Source organism: Burkholderia cenocepacia, from assembly GCF_014211915.1.
Taxonomy (GTDB): Bacteria; Pseudomonadota; Gammaproteobacteria; order Burkholderiales; family Burkholderiaceae; genus Burkholderia; species Burkholderia orbicola.
On sequence record NZ_CP060041.1, the window covers coordinates 840,563 to 858,550 of the forward strand.

Genomic DNA, 17,988 nt, shown 5'->3' on the forward strand with positions numbered 1-17,988 from the left:
TCGCCTGCCGCCTGCTGCCCGGCGTCGATCAGTTCGACGCGCCGTCGACCGTGCGAATGCTGCGCCATTGCCCCTGTTCGACGCGGAACAGCGTGTACGGCGGCTTGACCAGGTCGCCGCGCTCGTCGAACGAGATCTTGCCGGTCACGCCGGTGACCGACACGCCGGGCAGGCTCGCGACGATCTTGCCGCGATCGGGCGAGTCGGCCTTGCGGACCGCCGCGATCATCGCGAGCGCGGCGTCGTACGCGAACGGCGCATACAGTTCGACATCCTGGTTGAAGCGCGCCTTGTAGCGCTGCGCGAACGCGACGGCCGACGGCAGCTTGTCGAGCGCCGGGCCGGGCTCCAGATCCTGCGTGCCTTCGCCCGCGTTGCCGGCGATCTTCAGGAACGCGTTGCTTTTCAATGCGCCGGCGCCGAACAGTTGCGCGCGGATGCCGAGCGAGCGCATCTGCTTGACGAGCATCGCGCCCTGTTCGTCGAGCCCGCCGAAGAACAGCAGGTCGATGTTGTTGCTCTTCATCGTCGTCAGGATGCCGCGGAAATCGACGGCCTTGTCGTTCGTGTATTCGCGGCCGACGATGCTGCCGTGCGCGTCCTTCACGCCCTTCTCGAACGCATCGGCGAGACCCTGGCCGAACGCGGTGCGATCGTCGATGATGCCGATCCGCTTCGCCTTCAGCTGCTCGACCGCGAAGCGGCCGGCCACCACGCCGCCGACACCGTCGTGCCCCATCGTGCGGAACACGTTCCTGAAGCCCTGCATCGTCAGTTGCGGATTGGTCGAGCCGGGCGTGATCATCGCGACGTTCGCCTGCTTGTAGACGGCCGACGCCGGAATGCTGCAGCCGGAGTTGTAGTGGCCGATCACGCCGACCACGCCGTCGTCGACGAGCTTCTGCGCGACCTGGATCGCGATGCGCGGATCGGCCTGGTCGTCCTGTACGTCGAGCACGAAGCGCACCGGTTTGCCGCCGACGGTCGGATGCTTCGCGTTTTCCTCGTCGAGGGCGAGCTGTGCGCCGTATTGCAGATCCTTGCCGACGCGCGCGACCGGCCCCGTCAGCGGGCCGGCGAAGCCGATCCTGACGGTTTCCGGGTCCGCGGCCTGCGCGGCCGCCGCGACCGTGCCGATCGAGCAGACGGCCAGCCAAGCCAGCCAGTAACGACGATTCATGATGCTTCTCCTTGCAGGGGTGGAAATCGTGGTGCGCGTCAGAATCGCGCGGCCCGGTATGGCGTGAGGTCCAGCGGCGGGGCGCGCCGGGCGACGAGGTCGGCGACGATCTGCCCGGTGATGCCGGCGAGCGTCACGCCGAGATGCTGATGACCGAATGCGTGGATCACGCGCGCGCTGTCGCGTGCGCGGCCGATGACGGGCACGCCGTCGGGCAGCGTCGGCCGGAACCCGAGCCAGCTGCGCGTCGGCGTGCCGAGCGACGGCACGGCTTCGCGCGCGGAGCGCGTGAGCAATGCGACCAGCGACGGATTCATCGGCGCGTCGAAGCCGCCGAGCTCGACGGTGCCGGCCGCGCGCAGCCCTTCGTCGAGCGGCGTCATGTAGAAGCCGCGCTCGGCCCAGCCGACCGGCCGCGTGACGATCGGCTCGTGCGCGCCGAACTGCACGTGATAGCCGCGCTCGGTATCGAGCGGCACCGCATCGCCGCACGCGGCCGCGAATTCGCGCGAACGGGCGCCTGCGGCGATGACGACGTGATCGAACGCGCGCACCGTGCCGCCCGCGTGCACGTTCACGCTGTCGCCGGCCGGGGCGATCCGTTCGACTCGCGCGCGTTCGAGCGTCGCGCCGGCGGCGGCGAGCTGGGCGAACAGTTCGCCGAGAAACCCGTGCGGATCGGAGAAATGCCAGCTGCCCGCGAACAGCACGCCGCGCGAGAAGATCGGCGCGAGCGTGGGCTCGAGCCGGCGGATCGCGCTTGCATCGAGCGTCTCGAACGGCACGCCGAGCCGGCGCCGCAGCGCGAGCGACGGCTGCGCGGCGTCGAACGACGCCTGCCGCGCGTACAGGTACAGGCATTCGCGCGGCCGCACGAACGCCGCGAGCCGCGACGGCGCGAGCAGCGGCGCATAGCCGTCGGCGGCGCGCGACAGCAGCGCGGCCAGCGCACTCGCGCTGCGTGCGTGGCGCGCGGGCGTCGACGCGAGCAGGAAGCGCGCGAGCCACGGCGCGCCGTGCAGCAGATACGGCCAGCGGATGCGCAGCGGGCTGTCGGCGGCGAACAGGAAGTGCGGCAGGTCGCGGAACACCGACGGGCCGTTCACCGGCACGCAACCGTACGGCGCAAACGTCGCGGCATTGCCGAACGATGCGCCCTGGCCGACGCCGGCCGGATCGAACAGCGTCACGCGATGCCCGTCGCGTTGCAGCCATGCCGCCGCGCCGAGCCCGATGAAGCCTGCACCCACGATGGCGACGTTCGCCATGACGCTTCCCCTCCGGAGGAGATGATTCACACAAAGTTGCGATCAAGAATCACACAGTAAATTTTTGTGTGCAATCAAAATAATATTGTGTGGTTCTGGCGTTTACCCGATTTCAACTCGCTGATTCAGCAGACTTTTCGATGAATGATTGACGGGGCGGGGAGGTCCTATACAATCGCGGGGCAAGCCAAAACGGCAGACAAACGCTTTTTGTGTGGTCATAGGCGACAGATGGCATCAGACAAACTTTCCGGCGAGCGCGATAGCGGCCTGCCGGCACCGGCGAAGCGGCCGACCTACGTCGAGGTATCGAGCTCGATCGAGGCGGAAATCCGCAACGGCATGTATCCGCCCGGCAGCCGCCTGCCGCCGCAGCGCCAGCTCGCGACCGAACTCGGCATCAACGTGTCGACGGTGTCGCGTGCGTACAAGGAATTGCAGCTGCGCGGCCTTGTGATCGGCAGCAAGCGTCGCGGCTCGCTCGTCACCGGCGGCGCGATGCCGAGCATCGAGCCGGCCCGCGCATCGCTTGCGGCGGGCAACGGCGTGATCGACCTGACCGTGAACCGCCCGGCGACCGGCGAATTTCTCGCGAGCCTCGCGCAGACCTTCGCCACGCTGCCGAACGACCCGCGTTTCGCCGCGTTGCAGGAATACCAGCCGCCGCAAGGCCCAGACTGGGCGCGTGCGGCCGGTGCGCAGTGGCTGGCCGCGCCGGGCTTCGCGCCGTCGCCCGACCAGGTGGTCGTCACGAGCGGCGCGCAGCACGGGCTGTATGCGGTGCTCAACAGCCTGATCGGCACCGACGGCGTGATCGTCGCCGACCGCCTCACGTATTACGGGCTCAAGGCGCTCGCGCCGGTGTTCCAGTTCGAGATCGTCAGCGCGCCGGCCGACGACGACGGCCTGCTGCCCGACGAGATCGAACGGATCTGCCAGCGCATGCCGGTCAAGGCGATCTTCGTCGTGCCGAACCTGCAGAACCCGACCGTGACGACGATGAGCCTCGCGCGCCGCATGGCGCTCGTCGACATCGCGCGGCGCCATCACGTGACGATCATCGAGGACGACGTGTACGGCCCGCTCGTGCGCGACCGGCTGCCGGCGATCGCGGGGCTGTGCCCGGAGCTGACGTTCCATATCGGCGCGACGTCGAAGGTCCTCGCGCCGGGGCTGCGCCTCGGCTACCTGAGCTGCCCGCGCGACAGCGTCGCGCTGTGCGCGGAAGCCGTGCGGACCACCGCCTGGATGCCGGCGCCCACGTCGATGCTGATCGCGGCGGTATGGATCGAGGACGGCACCGCCGAACGGATCATGGCCGCGCAACTCGCGGAGATTCGCGCACGCGTCGATCTCGCGCGGGAACTGCTGCCGGCCGGGCAACTGAAGGCCGACCCCGCCTGCATGTTTGTGTGGCTGCGGCTGCCGCCGCCGTGGCGGGCCGACGACTTCGCCGCGAATGCGAAAGCGCGCGGCGTGATCGTGATGCCGTCGTCGACTTTCGCGGTCGACCGCGCGGAACTCGAGCACGGCGTGCGCATCAACCTCGCGTGCCCGGCCACCCGCGACGAACTCGTCAACGGGCTGCGCATCCTGTCCGGCACGCTGAAGGACCGGCCGCGCGCGCTGTTCGGTTCGATCTGACGGTGCCGGCTCAGTCGAGCCACCCCGCGACGACGTCGACGATCCGCTGCAGCAGCGCTTCGTCACAAGGCAGCCACGGCACCGCGCGCAGCAGCGACGGCGGCGGCGCGATCGCCGGTTCGACCGGCTCGCCGTCGCGCGTCACGCGTCACGCGGCCGGTCGCGCAATGCACCGACCACGCGCCGGCGCGCACGTGGCGTTCGTCGATCGTGATCCTGCCTTGCGCGGATGGGTTCGGCGAACACGAGCGACAGCATCTGCCTGCGATTTCGCGCCATTACACCCAGCGGCAAGTCCGGCAACCGGTTCAGGCGCGGCCGGCGTTGCATCTCGATATCGCGCCGGCGAACCGGGTCTGTCACGCGGGCCCCACCCGCCGCGCGGGTTGCATCGTCGTCGAGCGCGAACGCGGCCACGCTGACGAGCAGATCGGCCGCACGCGCGACTTCCGGGAACACGACCGGATCGAGTTCGCAGATCGGCAGCGGCGCCCAGCGCGCGGTGCCGGTGAAGCGCGCGCTGGCGGTCGTGTCGGTCGGTCTTGCGACGAGCAGATCAACGAGGGCGCGATCAGACAGGTGTGCACTTCTGGTCGGTCGCGTCGTTCTGGCGCGATTGCTTCTGTACTGATCGGACGGCGTGCATTGCACCGCCGACGCCGGTTACAGGTTCGACCGTGTACCGCATGGTGGGGCGCTCGCCACGAAAACCCGCATTGCGCCCCTATTGGCCCGACCGCACGAAGGCCCGTACGGCGGCCGTCCTGAGCCAATCCGGCCGCGCTGTGCCGGCCCACTGGCCAACCGGCCGTCCGGCCATTTCATAAGACGTACAGTTTTCCCGGAATGCGCGATTCGCGCCGAACTGTACTCTTGTCCGCGGGCTCGATGTGTGTACTCGGCGCCAACTGTTCTTCTCTTAAGATTCGATCATCAAGTGCACAGTGCTGCAGATCCCGCTGTTCCGGGAACCCTGCCGGCGCATCTTCAAGAGAGAGCCAGTGCGATGGAAAAGGCAAAACCGGAGGGAAAGATCAGGAATCACGACGGCCCGGTCGGCGGGCGAAACACGTGCAACGCGTGCGTATCGGGCGCACACGGGGCGGCGGCGGGGCGGCGCGCGCCGGCAGGAGACGCACGATGAAACTCTATGAAAAACTCGCGGACGACATCGAGCGGCTGATCCGCCAGGGGGGTACCGGCACGGCGACCGGATTCCGTCGGTGCGGCAGGCGAGCCAGCAGCACCGGATCAGCATCACGACCGTACTGCATGCGTATCTGCTGCTGGAAAGCCGCGGGCTGCTCGAAAGCCGGCCGCAGTCGGGCTATTTCGTGAACCTGCGGCGCGACGACGGCCACGCGCCGGTGCGCGAGCTGCGGCCGTCGAAGCCGATCGCGATCTCGTCGTCGGTGGACGTGAGCCGGCTCGTGCTGTCGACGCTGCGCTCGATCGGCACGGACGACGCGGTGCCGCTCGGCTCGCCGTATCCGGACCCGAGCCTGTTTCCGTTCGAGAAGCTGAACCGCTACGCGTACGCGGCCGGTCGCGACAAGTCGCTGTGGGGCGTGACCGACGGGCTGCCGCCGGGCCATCCGCGGCTGATCCGGCAGATCGCGCGCCGCTACCTTGAAAACGGGATGTCGGTGGACCCGAACGAGATCATCGTGACGGTCGGTGCGACGGAGGCGATCAACCTGTGCCTGCAGGCGGTCGCGAAGCCGGGCGACACGATCGCAGTGGAGTCGCCGACGTTCTACGCGATGCTGCACGCGATCGAGCGGATGGGGATGAAGGCGATCGAGGTGGCGACGCACCCGGAATACGGGATCGACATCGCGGCGCTGGCCGCGATCGCGAAGTCGCAGCCGATCGCCGCGTGCATGGTGATGCCGAACTTCCAGAACCCACTGGGTTTCCAGATGCCGGATGAGCGCAAGCGCGAACTGGTTGAGTTCGCAACGAAGGCCGGCATACCGATCATCGAGAACGGTGTGTATAACGAACTGTATTTCGGCGATACGCATCCGAGTTCGCTGAAATCCTACGACCGGACCGGGATCGTGCTGCATTGTTCGTCGTTCTCGAAGAGCCTGACGGCCGCGTACCGGATCGGCTGGGCGCTGCCGGGCCGCTATCGCGATCAGGTCGAGAAGCTGAAGTTCCTGAATACGCTGGCGACGCCGTCGTTGCCGCAGCTCGCGATCGCGGAGTTTCTCGAACGCGACGGCTACGAACATCACCTGCGGCGGGTTCGCAAGGCGTATGCGCAGCAGGCGAACCTGATGCGCGCGATGGTGTCGCGGTTCTTTCCGGAAGGCACGCGCATTTCGAGCCCGGCAGGCGGGTACGTGCTGTGGGTCGAACTGCCCGCGCAGGTCGATGCGATGCGGCTGTACCAGCTCGCGCTGGAGCAGGGGATCACGATCGGGCCGGGCTACATGTTCTCGATCACCGACAACTACCGGAACTTCATCCGGTTGAACTACAGCAGCCCGTGGTCGCCGGAGATCGAGCAGGCGGTGATCACGGTCGGGAAGCTGGCCGCGGCGTGCATGCGGTGAACGGGTGCACGGTACGTTGCGCGTCGATGACGAAGCCGGCCTCGCGCCGGCTTTGTTTTGGTTCCTCGTGGATTTCCGTAGGCGTCGCTTTCGCGTCAAGCCAAGGCTACAGACCGCCGCGCTTGAGCGGGATTCCCGACGAATGCGGATTCACGTCGTCAGAGTCTTGGGGAAGAAGGTTGCCATCGTCGAACTTCGCATCGACACGCGCTGTCGCGGGATAACGTTCCGGGTAAAGGTGGCGTCGGGCGACCGTCTCGTCGAACGTACCCGACCATTTCGCAACGACTACCGTGGCCAGGCTGTTGCCGATCGTATTGCATGTTGCAATCGCCATCGACATGAAGCGGTAGACGCCAAAGATCAGTGCGAGTCCTTCTACCGGCAGCAGCCCCGTCGAGGTCACCGTCGCCGCGAACACGACGAACGATCCGCCCGATACCGTCGCGGCGCCTTTCGACGTCAACAGCATCAGCAGCAGGATGCCCATCTGATGCTCGAACGTGAGCGGCACGTTGTACGCGTGTGCGATGAACATCACGCCCATCGCCATGAAGATCGACGTCCCGTCGAGATTGAACGCATAGCCAGTCGGCAGCACGAGACCGACCGTCTGTTTCGCGCAGCCGAGTCGCTCGAGCTTGATCAGGAGGCGCGGCAGCGCGCTTTCCGACGACGCGGTACCGAGCACGATCAGGATCTCGTCCTTGATGTAGCGCATGAAGCGCCACATGCTGAAGCCAGCCAGCTTCGCGACGATGCCCATCACGACGACGATGAACAGCACCACGACCGCGTAGAAGCTGAGCACGAGTTGAGCGAGCGCGACCAGCACGGCTGTCCCGTTGCTGCCAACCGCGAACGCGATCGCGCCGAAGGTGCCGAGCGGGGCAAGCTTCATCACGAGATTGATGAACGAGAACAGAACCTCCGAAATCTGGTCGAGCCCGTCGTTGATTCGCGCGCGCCGCCCTTCGGGAATCGCAAGAATGCCGATGCCGACCATCACCGCGAGCGCGACCACCTGCAGCAGCTCGCCCTTCGCGAACGCGCCGATGAAGTTGTCCGGCACGAGATGCATCACGAATTCCGTGAACCCTTGCGGCGCCGCCTTTGCCGCGGCGACCGGCACCTTGCCGACCGCCACGGACGTCATGCCCTGGCCGGTCTGTAGCAGATTGCCGGCAAGCAGGCCGAACGCCAGCGCGATCGTCGACACGACTTCAAAGTAGACGATCGCCCGCCAGCCGACCCGCCCCGCGCTCTTCACGTCGCCGGCGGAAGCAATGCCATGCACGATCGTCAGAAACACGAGCGGCGCGACGCCGGCCTTGATCAGCGCGAGAAAGACGTCGCCGAGAATCTTCAGTTGCGTGCCGAATTTCGGAAAAAGCAGCCCGGCAACGACGCCGAGCACTAGCGACGCGAGCACCTGCATGCCGAGCTTGCGATACCACGGGCGCTTCGGTGCCGGGGCGACCGGTTCGTCGCGCGAGGTCTGTGCGTGATTCATGATGGTGTCTCCTCCACGACGTCCGTTCAGATTTCGCGGGACAGTGCGATCGCCCGATCGGCCATCTGCGGGGCGAGGCCCAGGTAGTTGACCGGATCCGTCATGCGTTCGATCGCGTCGCGATCGAAGTGCCGGGTCACGTCGGGCAGTGCGGCCAGCGCTTCGGCGAGCGTGCCGCCCTTCTCGTTGACCGTACGGCACGCGTCATACACGATGTCGTGCGCCTGCTGGCGCCCGGTAAACGGCGCCATCTGCATCATCGCGGCTTCGGCGACGATCAGCCCGTTGCTGATGCCGAGGTTCTGCTTCATCCGCTCCGCATCGACGATCAGCCCGCCGAGCGCGAATTTGGCCTGATGCAGCGCCCCCGATGTCAGGATGAAGCTTTCGGGAATCGCGATCCATTCCGCATGCCATGGACCTGTCGCGCGTTCGAAATCCTGAATCATCGCGTCGACCATCAGGCCCGCGTGCTGCCGCACCGCTTTCGCCGCCGCCAGCATCAGCTCACTGGAGATCGGATTGCGCTTCTGCGGCATCGTGCTGCTTGCGCCGCGCCCCTTGACGAACGGTTCGTACACTTCCGCGAACTCGTTCGACGCCATGATCATGATGTCGATCGCGATCTTGCCGAGGGAGCCCGTGACGAGAGCAAGCAGGTTCACCGCTTCGGCGAAGCCGTCGCGCGCGACGTGCCAGGTCGTCGCGGGCACGCCGAGCTTCAGTTCTTCCGCAAGTGCCTTCTGGACGTCGAACCCCTTGTCGCCGAGCGACGCCAGTGTGCCTGCCGCGCCCGCGAACTCGACGACCGCGACGCGCGAGCGCAGCTCCGCGAGCCGCTGCTGATGCCGGTCGAACATCGCGAGCCAGATTGCGGCCTTGTATCCGAACGTGACCGGCAGTGCCTGTTGCAGATGCGTGCGACCCGCCATCGCGGTATCGCGATGCTTGCGCGCGAGATCGGCAAGGATGCCGCGCAACTCGCGGATATCGCCGTCGATCGAATCGAGCGCATCGCTCACTTGCAACGACACGGCGGTATCCATGATGTCCTGCGTCGTTGCACCCCAATGCACGTAGCGGCCCGCGTCTCCACACATCGCGACGAGCTGGTGCACGAGCGGCAGGATGGGATAGCCGACGATGTCCGTCTCCTCGCGCATGTGATCGAAATCGATGCGCTCGATGCTCGCTTCCCGTGCAATCACGTCGGCCGCTTCGGCCGGAATCACACCGACACGCGCCTCGGCCTTCGCGAGCGCGACTTCGACGTCGATGTAGCGCTGCACGAGCGCGTAATCGGAGAACAACGCGCGCATCTTCGCGGTGCCGAAGGCATCCCGAAACAGAATCGAATCGACGACGGTGCTGGAGACAGGGATGGTGCGACTGGGCATGGCGACCTCTGGAAACGGAAACGGGGAAAGACCGCGGGCCTTCAACATCGAGCGACTCGATATGTCCGGACATATTGAAGCGTATTATGTCCGGACATATCGATCCAGCGATGTTTACCCTTAAACTGTGGGCGATGACCGATACGCAGAGAAAATGAACAGACCCCACTTCGCCGAGATCGCGCGCGACCTGACGGAAGGCATTGCGTCCGGCCGCTTTCCGGTCGGCTCGTACTTGCCGACCGAGCTTGAATTGCGCGATCTGTACAAGACGAGCCGGCACACGGTCCGCGCCGCGCTGCACGAGCTGCAGCAACTCGGCTTCGTGTCGCGCCGCAAGAACGCCGGAACGCGTGTCGAATCCGCCCAACCGAAAAACGACTTCCGGCCGTCGCTCGCTTCGATCGAAGATCTCGTCCAGTTCGGTTCGGAGAACCTGCGCGTGGTGCAGTCGATCGAGGCGCTTGCGGTGGAGGGCACGCTCGCGCAGGTTCTGAAGTGCGAAGAAGGCGCACGCTGGCTGCGTATTTCGAGCCTGCGCGTGGAACGCGACGCGACGCGTCCGCCAATCGGCTGGACGGACGTCTATATCGATCCGGGCTATCTGGAGATCGCGGAGACGGCTCGCCACGAGCCGGATATGTTGATCAGTGCATTGATTGAAGCGCGTTACGGACGATGCGTCGCAGAGATCCAGCAGAATGTGCAGGCGGTGAACGTCTCGCCGGAAATGGCTGCGCGCCTACAGATCCCGACGGGAACGGCCGCGCTCGAAATCGTGCGGCGTTATCTCGATTCGACCGGCGTGGCGTTCGAAATCTCGATCAGCATTCACCCGGCCGAACGATTTTCCGTTTCCATGAGGCTGAAACGGTCCGAGAGTTGAACGGGCGGACGGGTGAAAGTGCCATCCACAGTGACACGCCGAAGCAGGCAGCAGATCTACCCGGTATCTGTTTTGACGCCGGTGAGCGCGTGTGCGTTCGCGTTCGCGATCGATGCGTCGATCGCGGCGAAATGACTGCATGCAAGCGCGCCGCCTCGCGCGTCGTGTCATCCCCCGTCACCGGCGGAAAGAACGCGACCTCGCTGTCCTCCCGCACGACGAATTCCCCGGTCACCATTTCGAGGTTCACGGCTGCCCGCACCGGGCGGTCCATCCGCAACGCGTCCGCGCTGCGCGCGTCGCGCGCGGCCAGCGTGCCGCGCAACGCGTCGACGGTGAGTTCGCGGGCATCGATTTCGACGGTTTCCTCGTCGAGCGCCAGTTGTTCGCGAATGCTCGCGAAGTATTTGATCGTCAGTTTCATTGGAATGTCTCGAGCAAGAGCGGTAGCGGCGGAATCGGAACACACGAAGCGAACGCGCTCAGCCCCAGCGCCGCATCGCCTGGTCGTCGTGCGCCTTCGCCTCGACCCAGCCGGATTCGCCGTCGTGCCGGATCTCCTTCTTCCAGAACGGCGCGTGGGTCTTCAGGAAATCCATCAGGAATTCGCACGCATCGAACGCGGACGCGCGATGCGCGGCGGCCACCACGACCAGCACCACCGGCTGGCCGAGCGGAATGCGGCCGACGCGGTGCACGATCCTGACCGCTTCGAGCCGCCAGCGCGCGGTGGCCTCCTCGACGATGCTCCATAGCGCCTGTTCGGTCATCGTCGGGTAGTGCTCGACTTCCAGCGCGACGACGTCGTCGACGTCGCCTTCCTTGCGCACGACCCCGAGAAAATTCACCACCGCACCGACATTCGGATTGCGAACGATCGGTGCAAGCTCCGCGCCCGCGTCGATCGGCGCATGCTGCACGCGCACTTCGAAGCCGGCGGCGATCGCGGGCGCCGATTCGGGGTGCGGGTCGGTCGCGTCGACGTGCGGCGGGGCGCTGCCGGCACGCGGCGGATCGTCCGGCAGCCCGGCGCGGGATTCGGTGAAGGTCGTCATGACAGGTTCTCCAGTGGGCGGCGCATCCTGTATCGCGGGCCGGCCCGTCAGCCGCCGACGAGCGACATGCGCACGGTCGGATAGGTCTTGCCCGGCGCGCGGGCCGGCCGTGCGGCCCGGCGCTCGGAATAGCGGTCGTCGCGCTGCGTCCAGCGTGCGCGCACGGCGGCGGCGAGGTCGGCGGTCGACGCGGCGTCGTCGAGCCACGGCCGCAGGTTGGTGCCTTGCGTCGCGAACAGGCACGTATAAAGCTGGCCGTCGGCCGACACGCGGGCGCGCGAGCAGGTGCCGCAGAACGGATGCGACACGCTCGCGATGAAGCCGACCTCGCCTGCACCGTCGATGTGTGCGCAACGGATCGCGGTGGCGTCGTGCCCCGGTTCGCCGACGAGCACGAGCGGATAGTGTTCGTCGATCAGCTCGCGCATCCGCGCGGCCGGGACGACCTTGTCGCCGGACCAGAAGCTGGCGCCGCCGACGTCCATGTATTCGATGAACCGCACGGCCACGCCCGTATGCCGGAAGTGCCGCACGAGCGGCAGGATCTGGTCGTCGTTCACGCCGCGCTCGATCACCGCGTTGACCTTGACCGGCGCGAGCCCGGCCGCATGCGCGGCTTCGATGCCGGCCAGCACGCGCGCCACCGGCACGTCGGCGTCGCTCATCCGGCGGAATAACGCGTCGTCGAGCGCATCGAGGCTCACGGTCACGCGCGACAGCCCCGCATCGCGCAACGCGCGTGCCTTCGCGGCGAGCAGCGAGCCGTTGGTCGTCAGCGCGATTTCGACGGGCTTGCCGTCGACGGTCGTCAACGTGGCCAGCCGTTCGATCAGCGCTTCGAGATTGCGGCGCAGCAGCGGCTCGCCGCCCGTGATGCGGATTTTCTCGACGCCGAGCGACGTAAAGGCGCGGGCGATCTTTTCCAGTTGCGCGAACGACAATCGCTCGGACGACGGCATGAACGCGTAGTCGGCGCCGAAGCTCTCGCGCGGCATGCAGTAGCCGCAGCGGAAATTGCACTGGTCGATGACGGACAGGCGCAGGTCGCGCAGCGGGCGGCCGAGCGTGTCGGACGGGCGGGGGACAGCGCCGGGCGATGCGTCGCCGGATGAGGCGGCGGCGGCCGGCGCGGCGGAAACGATGGCATTCACGATCGGGTCGTCGGCCTGCATGAAGTAAGCGAAGAGGCGTCGCCGCTCAGCCGTGCGGATGCCGACGTGTCGGCGCACAGGTCGTGACGAGCCTCATCGTGAGCATAGTCCGCGGCGTTTTGTCGGCAGAGACACAATCCCGCCCGAATTGCAGGAATACAGTTCGCCGCGCGGGACGCGCGACAGGCGCGGCGAATCGGGCGACGAACCGGGCGGCGAAAAGAGCGAAGGCGCCGCATCGGGCGGCTATCCAGCGTCGCGCTCATGCGAGCCAGCGCGCGAATTCGTAGTACGGAACAGCGTCGCCGCGCGCGATGGTGCGCCCGGCCGGCAGCCGCGCGAGCCCGCTGGCCAGCACGAGCGACTGCAGCGTGCCGGCGCCTTGCTGGCGCAGTGTGTCGAGCACCGGCGCGCCGTCAGCGCCTACCGTACAGCGCACGCGCACGAAGCGCTCGCGCTGGGCATCCGGCTCGAAGCCGGTGTCGATCGGCAGCGACGGCACGACCGGCAGGCACGCGTCGCGCCCCTGCAGCCGGCGGATCAGCGGCGCGACGAACAGCGCGAACGCCGTCATCGCGGCGCCCGGATTGCCGGGCAGCAATACCACGGGCCGCGCATCGAGCGCCGCGAGCGCGACCGGCTTGCCCGGCTTCATGCGCACGCCCGTGACGATGAACGATGCGCCGAGTTCAGTCAGCGCCGGACGCAGCAGGTCCTTGTCGCCGACCGACGCCCCACCGACGCAGATCACGAGATCGCACTGCGCGTGCAGGTCGCGCAACGCCCGATCGACGGCGGCCGCCGTATCGGCCGCGTGCAGGCTCAGCGCGACGTCGGCACCGGTTCCGCCGACCAGCGCGGCGAGCATCGGCGCGTTGCTGTTGTAGATCTGCTGCGGCGCGCGCGGCTGGCCGCATGCGACCAGCTCGTCGCCGGTCGTCAGGATGCCGACGCGCGGCGCCACGCGCACGTCGATCCGCGCGAACCCTTGCGCGGCGGCCACGCCGACGTGCATCGCGCCCAGGCGCACGCCGGCCGGCACGAGCAGGTCGCCGGCGCGTACTTCCTCGCCGCGGCGGCGGATGTGCGACCCGCTGCGCTGGGGTGCGTCGAACGTGACGCAGCCCGCCTGTTCGTGCGCATGCTCCTGCATCACCACCGTGTCGGCGCCGGGCGGAATCAGGCTGCCGGTGAAGATGCGTGCTGCCGTGCGCGGGGCGAGCGGCGCGGGTGTGTCGCCGGCATAGCAGCGTTGCGCGACGCGCAGCGGCTCGCCGTGCGCGAGGTCGGCGTGGCGCACGGCGTAGCCGTCCATCGCGCTCTGGTTCGCCGGCGGCTGGTCGAGCACCGCGGTCAGCGGCGCGGCCAGTACGTGGCCGGTCGCGTGCGCGAGCGGCACGGATGCGGCGGCCTCGAGCGGTGCGAACGCGCCGGCGAATTGCTGCTGCGCGGTGTCGAAATCGAACAGGTGTTTCATGACGAGTGGGCCGGCTGCGCCGGTGCAAGCGGTGGGTCGAGATGAACGGCGGCGGGCGACACGTATTCGACGAAGCCGTCGTTGCGGCAGAAGCCGAGCAGCCGCACGCCGGCTTCGCGGGCGACGTCGATCGCGAGCGACGTCGGCGCCGAGATCGTCGCGATCATCGGGATGCCGACCCGCGCTGCCTTGCGCACCAGTTCGTAGCTCGCGCGGCTCGACAGGAACACGAAGCCCGCGCGCAGGTCGGCGCGGTGGCGTGCGAGCTGCCCGATCAGCTTGTCGAGCGCGTTGTGGCGGCCGACGTCCTCGAACACGTCGAGCACGGCGCCGTCGCGGTCGCACCACGCGGCCGCGTGGATGCCGCCCGTCTCGCGCATCAGCGTCTGCCGGGCCGGCAACGCATGCGCGGCGCGCGCGATCGCGTCGGCGCCGATGCCCGCGGCCGCGCCGGCGGCCGCGATACGCGGCGGGTGCAGGTCGAGCTGCGCGATGCTTTCGATACCGCACACGCCGCAGCCCGTGCGGCCGGCCAGCGCGCGGCGGTGCGCCTTCAGCGCCATGAACGCCTGCTGCGACACGGTGAGCCGCACTTCGGCGCTGCCCGGCCGGTATTCACTTTCGATGTCGAAGACGTCCGATGCGCGCTCGACGATGCCTTCGCTCAGCGCGAAGCCGAGGCCGAACGCGTCGAGGTCGATCGGCGTCGCCATCATGACCGTGTGCGAGATGCCGTTGAACACGAGTGCAACCGGGGTTTCGTCGACGACGCGATCGACGGTGTCGCCGGTGTCGCGCGCGTCGCCGGCACGGTGGCGCGTCACCTGACACGCGGTGCTGCCGGTCGGATCTTCACGGCGAGTGCAGGACTCCATGCGGTTTTCTCCAGGCGGGGCGGCCGGCGGGCCGGCCGGGCTCGGCGCGCACGCCGAACGACGGGAATCGAGGCTGCCGGACGGGCGCCGAAGGGCGCACTACCGCCGCGGGCAGGCGTTGCATAAGATGTTAAGTGGAGTGAACAGTGCGCCGCAGGCACAGCGCCGCCACGCGGAAAGCAGTACAGCTGAGCGTCCCGCCGGCGCCGAATATGTTTTCCGTGCACACATCTTCGGCGGCGCAAGCAGCACAGTTTCAGCGCACGTTCGAGTGATTGCGAGTATCGTTGCAAACGCGATATCGTCATTCACGCTTCGATGCCGTGCGAGCGATCGCTTGTGTTCGCATGTGTCGTCGCCAAGCCGTCGCGCGATTTCCTGCTTCGAGCGTACGTCCTCACAACCACGAGCAAATTACGGTCATGGAAATCTTCGATGCGTTCCATCTCGCCCGATTGCAATTCGCATTCACGGTGTCGTTCCACATCGTGTTCCCCGCGATCAGCATCGGCATGGCGAGCTTCCTGGCAGTGCTGGAATGGCGCTATCTCGTCACCGGCGACGCCGCCTACAAATCCATGTTTCAGTTCTGGTCGAAGATCTTCGCGATCGGCTTCGGGATGGGCGTGGTCTCCGGCGTCGTGATGGCGTACGAGTTCGGCACCAACTGGGCCGGGTTCTCGCGCGTCGCGGGCAACATCACGGGGCCGCTGCTCACGTATGAAGTCCTGACGGCGTTCTTCCTCGAAGCCGGCTTTCTCGGCGTGATGCTGTTCGGCTGGCAGCGGGTGAGCCCGCGCGCACACTTCTTCGCGACGCTGATGGTCGCGGTCGGCACGCTGATCTCGACGTTCTGGATTCTCGCGTCGAACAGCTTCATGCAGACGCCGCAAGGCTACAAGATCGAGAACGGCCTCGTCGTGCCGGTCGACTGGTTCAAGATCGTCTTCAACCCGTCGTTTCCGTATCGTCTCGTGCACATGACGATCGCGGCGTTCATCGTCGCGGGCTTCATCGTCGCCGCGTGCGGCGCGTGGCACCTGCTGAAGGGGCGCCGCGACGAGCCGGTGAAGCGCAGCTTCTCGATGGCGCTGTGGATGCTGCTGGTGCTCGCGCCGATCCAGATCGTCGTCGGCGACGCGCACGGGCTGAACACGCGCGAATACCAGCCGGCGAAGATCGCGGCGATCGAGGGGCTGTGGGAAACCGAGAAGGGCGGCACCGCGCTGAACCTCGTCGGGCTGCCCGACATGCAGGCCGAAACCACGCGCTATGCAATCCAGGTGCCGCACCTCGGCAGCCTGATCCTCACGCACAGCTGGGACGGCGAGATCCGCGGGCTGAAGGAATTCCCGCCGCAGGACCGCCCGTATTCGCCGATCATCTTCTGGACGTTCCGGATCATGGCCGGCCTCGGGATGCTGATGCTGCTCACCGCGCTGCTCGGGCTGCTGCTGAGAAAGGGCGGGCGCCTGTATGAAACACGCTGGTTCCAGTGGTTCGTGGTGGCGATGGGGCCGTCGGGCATCGTCGCGCTGCTGGCCGGCTGGATCACGACCGAGGTCGGGCGGCAGCCGTGGACCGTGTACGGCGTGCTGCGCACCATCGACTCGGTCTCCCCGCTCACCGCCCAGCAGGTCGGCGTGTCGCTGCTGGTCTTCGTGGTCGTGTATTTCCTGGTATTCGGCACGGGTATCTACTACATGATGAAACTGATGAAGCGCGGGCCGGCGGCCCAGGCCGGCTACATCGAACTGCACCGGCATCCGGGGCTGCGCAAGAGCGCGCTGTCCACGCCGCTGAACGTCACCGAGGCGGAGTAACCATGCACATCGATCTTCCTGTCGTCTGGGCCGCGATCATCGGCCTCGGCGTATTCATCTACGTGATGCTGGACGGCTTCGATCTCGGCATCGGTCTGCTGTTTCCGTTCTTCGATGCGAAGGCCGAGCGCCAGGTGATGCTCGACACCGTCGCGCCGGTGTGGGACGGTAACGAGACGTTCCTCGTGCTCGGCGGCGCGGGCCTCTATGGCGCGTTCCCGGTCGTGTATTCGACGCTGCTGCCGGCCAACTACCTGCCGCTGGTGCTGATGCTGGTCGGGTTGATCTTCCGGGGCGCGGCGTTCGAGCTGCGCGCGAAAGCCACCCGCACGCAGCACATGTGGGACCTCGCATTCATCGGCGGCTCGGCGCTGGCGGCGTTCTGCCAGGGGATCGTGCTCGGTTCGCTGCTGCAGGGCATCAAGATCGAGAACAACCAGTTCGCGGGCGGGCCGTTCGACTGGCTGTCGCCGTTCAGCATGATGTGCGGGATCGGCGTGCTCGTCACCTATGCGACGCTCGGCTGCGGCTGGCTGATCCTGAAGGTCGACGGCGAACTGCAGCGCAAGATGCGGTTGCTGATGAAGCCGCTCACGGGCGTGCTGCTCGCGGTGATGGGCGTGGTGAGCCTGTGGACCGTGATCGGGCTGCCGGCCGTCGCGCACCGCTGGTTCGGCAGCGGCAACCTCGGCTGGTTCCTGCCGGTGCCGATCCTCGTCGTCGCGTGCGTGTGGGGCATCTTCCACACGGTGAAGCGTGCGCACGAGGCCACGCCGTTCCTGCTGACGCTCGCGCTCGTGTTCCTCGGCTACACGGGGCTCGTGATCAGCATCTGGCCGAACATCGTGCCGCCGTCGCTGACGATCTGGGACGCGTCGTCGAGCCATTCGAGCCAGTTGTTCGCGCTGGGCGGCACGGTGATCGTGCTGCCGATCATCCTCGTGTACAACGCGATGCAGTACCGCGTGTTTCGCGGCAAGGTGCGCGAGGGCGATATCGGTTATCACTGAGCGGCAAGCGAGGTGACGGGGCGCAGCGCTTGCGTATCATCACGCGCAGCGCGGCGCGGCGCCCGGCACGGCACCCGATAGAAAGCGGCCCGCCACGCGCGGGCCGTTGCACATCGGGTGCGGGCGCAACGGGTTGCGTTGCGTA

Annotated in this window: 14 protein-coding genes and 2 pseudogenes; 5 read left to right on the forward strand and 11 right to left on the reverse strand. The window is 67.2% G+C overall.

Annotation, left to right across the window (positions count from 1 at the left end; translation table 11 throughout):
- Window positions 1-28: 28 nt before the first annotated feature.
- Both SY91_RS32955 and SY91_RS32960 read right to left on the reverse strand, forming a co-directional pair.
- The gene (locus SY91_RS32955) at window positions 29-1,180 is read right to left on the reverse strand and encodes a branched-chain amino acid ABC transporter substrate-binding protein (protein ID WP_023475961.1); all 1,152 of its coding nucleotides are present in this window, start codon (window positions 1,178-1,180) and stop codon (window positions 29-31) included.
- 38 nt (window positions 1,181-1,218) lie between these two features.
- Complete coding sequence (locus tag SY91_RS32960) at window positions 1,219-2,448, reverse strand: NAD(P)/FAD-dependent oxidoreductase (RefSeq protein WP_023475960.1); 1,230 nt, start codon at window positions 2,446-2,448, stop codon at window positions 1,219-1,221.
- Between the two features lie 231 nt (window positions 2,449-2,679).
- On the opposite strand from SY91_RS32960, the gene SY91_RS32965 reads away from it, so the two are divergent.
- Window positions 2,680-4,092: a PLP-dependent aminotransferase family protein gene (locus tag SY91_RS32965; RefSeq protein WP_023475959.1), complete on the forward strand. Its 1,413-nt coding sequence runs from the start codon at window positions 2,680-2,682 to the stop codon at window positions 4,090-4,092.
- A 10-nt stretch (window positions 4,093-4,102) separates the two neighbouring features.
- On the opposite strand, the gene SY91_RS35385 is transcribed toward SY91_RS32965, so the two are convergent.
- The gene (locus tag SY91_RS35385) at window positions 4,103-4,237 is read right to left on the reverse strand and encodes a hypothetical protein (protein ID WP_023475958.1); all 135 of its coding nucleotides are present in this window, start codon (window positions 4,235-4,237) and stop codon (window positions 4,103-4,105) included.
- Window positions 4,234-4,743 carry a hypothetical protein gene (locus SY91_RS35390; protein ID WP_023475957.1) on the reverse strand — a complete coding sequence of 170 codons (510 nt, stop codon included), beginning with the start codon at window positions 4,741-4,743 and terminating at the stop codon, window positions 4,234-4,236. The genes SY91_RS35385 and SY91_RS35390 overlap by 4 nt, the downstream gene beginning before the upstream one ends.
- Before the next feature lie 489 nt (window positions 4,744-5,232).
- Here SY91_RS35390 and SY91_RS32975 point away from each other — a divergent pair.
- Window positions 5,233-6,656, forward strand: a pseudogene (locus SY91_RS32975) (PLP-dependent aminotransferase family protein).
- Window positions 6,657-6,762: 106 nt separating this feature from the next.
- Here SY91_RS32975 and SY91_RS32980 read toward each other — a convergent pair.
- The gene (locus SY91_RS32980; protein WP_034175506.1) at window positions 6,763-8,169 is read right to left on the reverse strand and encodes a cation:dicarboxylate symporter family transporter; all 1,407 of its coding nucleotides are present in this window, start codon (window positions 8,167-8,169) and stop codon (window positions 6,763-6,765) included.
- Window positions 8,170-8,195: 26 nt separating this feature from the next.
- Window positions 8,196-9,566, reverse strand: a complete 1,371-nt coding sequence (locus SY91_RS32985; protein ID WP_105798452.1) for an adenylosuccinate lyase family protein — start codon at window positions 9,564-9,566, stop codon at window positions 8,196-8,198.
- A gap of 154 nt (window positions 9,567-9,720) precedes the next feature.
- On the opposite strand from SY91_RS32985, the gene SY91_RS32990 reads away from it, so the two are divergent.
- Window positions 9,721-10,452 (forward strand): GntR family transcriptional regulator, encoded by a 732-nt coding sequence (locus tag SY91_RS32990; RefSeq protein WP_034175504.1) that lies wholly within the window; start codon window positions 9,721-9,723, stop codon window positions 10,450-10,452.
- Between the two features lie 172 nt (window positions 10,453-10,624).
- Here the strand turns inward: SY91_RS32990 and SY91_RS32995 are convergent.
- The 5 genes and pseudogenes from SY91_RS32995 to fdhD form a co-directional block, all read right to left on the reverse strand.
- Window positions 10,625-10,876, reverse strand: a pseudogene (locus SY91_RS32995) (MoaD/ThiS family protein); the annotation flags it as partial.
- Between the two features lie 58 nt (window positions 10,877-10,934).
- The gene (locus SY91_RS33000) at window positions 10,935-11,507 is read right to left on the reverse strand and encodes a molybdenum cofactor biosynthesis protein MoaE (RefSeq protein ID WP_034175503.1); all 573 of its coding nucleotides are present in this window, start codon (window positions 11,505-11,507) and stop codon (window positions 10,935-10,937) included.
- A gap of 47 nt (window positions 11,508-11,554) precedes the next feature.
- Window positions 11,555-12,679: a GTP 3',8-cyclase MoaA gene (gene moaA, locus SY91_RS33005; protein WP_185921464.1), complete on the reverse strand. Its 1,125-nt coding sequence runs from the start codon at window positions 12,677-12,679 to the stop codon at window positions 11,555-11,557.
- A gap of 241 nt (window positions 12,680-12,920) precedes the next feature.
- Window positions 12,921-14,135 carry a gephyrin-like molybdotransferase Glp gene (glp, locus tag SY91_RS33010; RefSeq protein ID WP_185921465.1) on the reverse strand — a complete coding sequence of 405 codons (1,215 nt, stop codon included), beginning with the start codon at window positions 14,133-14,135 and terminating at the stop codon, window positions 12,921-12,923.
- A complete protein-coding gene (gene fdhD / locus SY91_RS33015) occupies window positions 14,132-15,010 on the reverse strand; it encodes a formate dehydrogenase accessory sulfurtransferase FdhD (RefSeq protein ID WP_006481319.1) in 879 nt (292 codons plus the stop codon). The genes glp and fdhD overlap by 4 nt, the downstream gene beginning before the upstream one ends.
- 422 nt (window positions 15,011-15,432) lie before the next feature.
- On the opposite strand from fdhD, the gene SY91_RS33020 reads away from it, so the two are divergent.
- Entirely contained in the window at window positions 15,433-16,833 is a 1,401-nt protein-coding gene (locus SY91_RS33020) for a cytochrome ubiquinol oxidase subunit I (protein WP_027807757.1), read from the forward strand.
- A gap of 2 nt (window positions 16,834-16,835) precedes the next feature.
- On the forward strand, window positions 16,836-17,843 hold the full coding sequence (gene cydB, locus SY91_RS33025; protein ID WP_185921466.1) for a cytochrome d ubiquinol oxidase subunit II: 1,008 nt from the start codon (window positions 16,836-16,838) through the stop codon (window positions 17,841-17,843).
- Window positions 17,844-17,988 lie beyond the last annotated feature (145 nt).

Bases quoted from the DNA above. Each gene is read 5' to 3' on its own strand.
- SY91_RS32955 (WP_023475961.1), bottom strand. From the start codon at position 1,180: ATGAATCGTCGTTACTGGCTGGCTTGGCTGGCCGTCTGCTCGATCGGC.
- SY91_RS32960 (WP_023475960.1), bottom strand. From the start codon at position 2,448: ATGGCGAACGTCGCCATCGTGGGTGCAGGCTTCATCGGGCTCGGCGCG.
- cydB (WP_185921466.1), top strand. From the start codon at position 16,836: ATGCACATCGATCTTCCTGTCGTCTGGGCCGCGATCATCGGCCTCGGC.
- SY91_RS32990 (WP_034175504.1), top strand. From the start codon at position 9,721: ATGAACAGACCCCACTTCGCCGAGATCGCGCGCGACCTGACGGAAGGC.
- SY91_RS33000 (WP_034175503.1), bottom strand. From the start codon at position 11,507: ATGACGACCTTCACCGAATCCCGCGCCGGGCTGCCGGACGATCCGCCG.
- moaA (WP_185921464.1), bottom strand. From the start codon at position 12,679: ATGCAGGCCGACGACCCGATCGTGAATGCCATCGTTTCCGCCGCGCCG.
- glp (WP_185921465.1), bottom strand. From the start codon at position 14,135: ATGAAACACCTGTTCGATTTCGACACCGCGCAGCAGCAATTCGCCGGC.
- SY91_RS32980 (WP_034175506.1), bottom strand. From the start codon at position 8,169: ATGAATCACGCACAGACCTCGCGCGACGAACCGGTCGCCCCGGCACCG.
- fdhD (WP_006481319.1), bottom strand. From the start codon at position 15,010: ATGGAGTCCTGCACTCGCCGTGAAGATCCGACCGGCAGCACCGCGTGT.
- SY91_RS33020 (WP_027807757.1), top strand. From the start codon at position 15,433: ATGGAAATCTTCGATGCGTTCCATCTCGCCCGATTGCAATTCGCATTC.
- SY91_RS32965 (WP_023475959.1), top strand. From the start codon at position 2,680: ATGGCATCAGACAAACTTTCCGGCGAGCGCGATAGCGGCCTGCCGGCA.
- SY91_RS32985 (WP_105798452.1), bottom strand. From the start codon at position 9,566: ATGCCCAGTCGCACCATCCCTGTCTCCAGCACCGTCGTCGATTCGATT.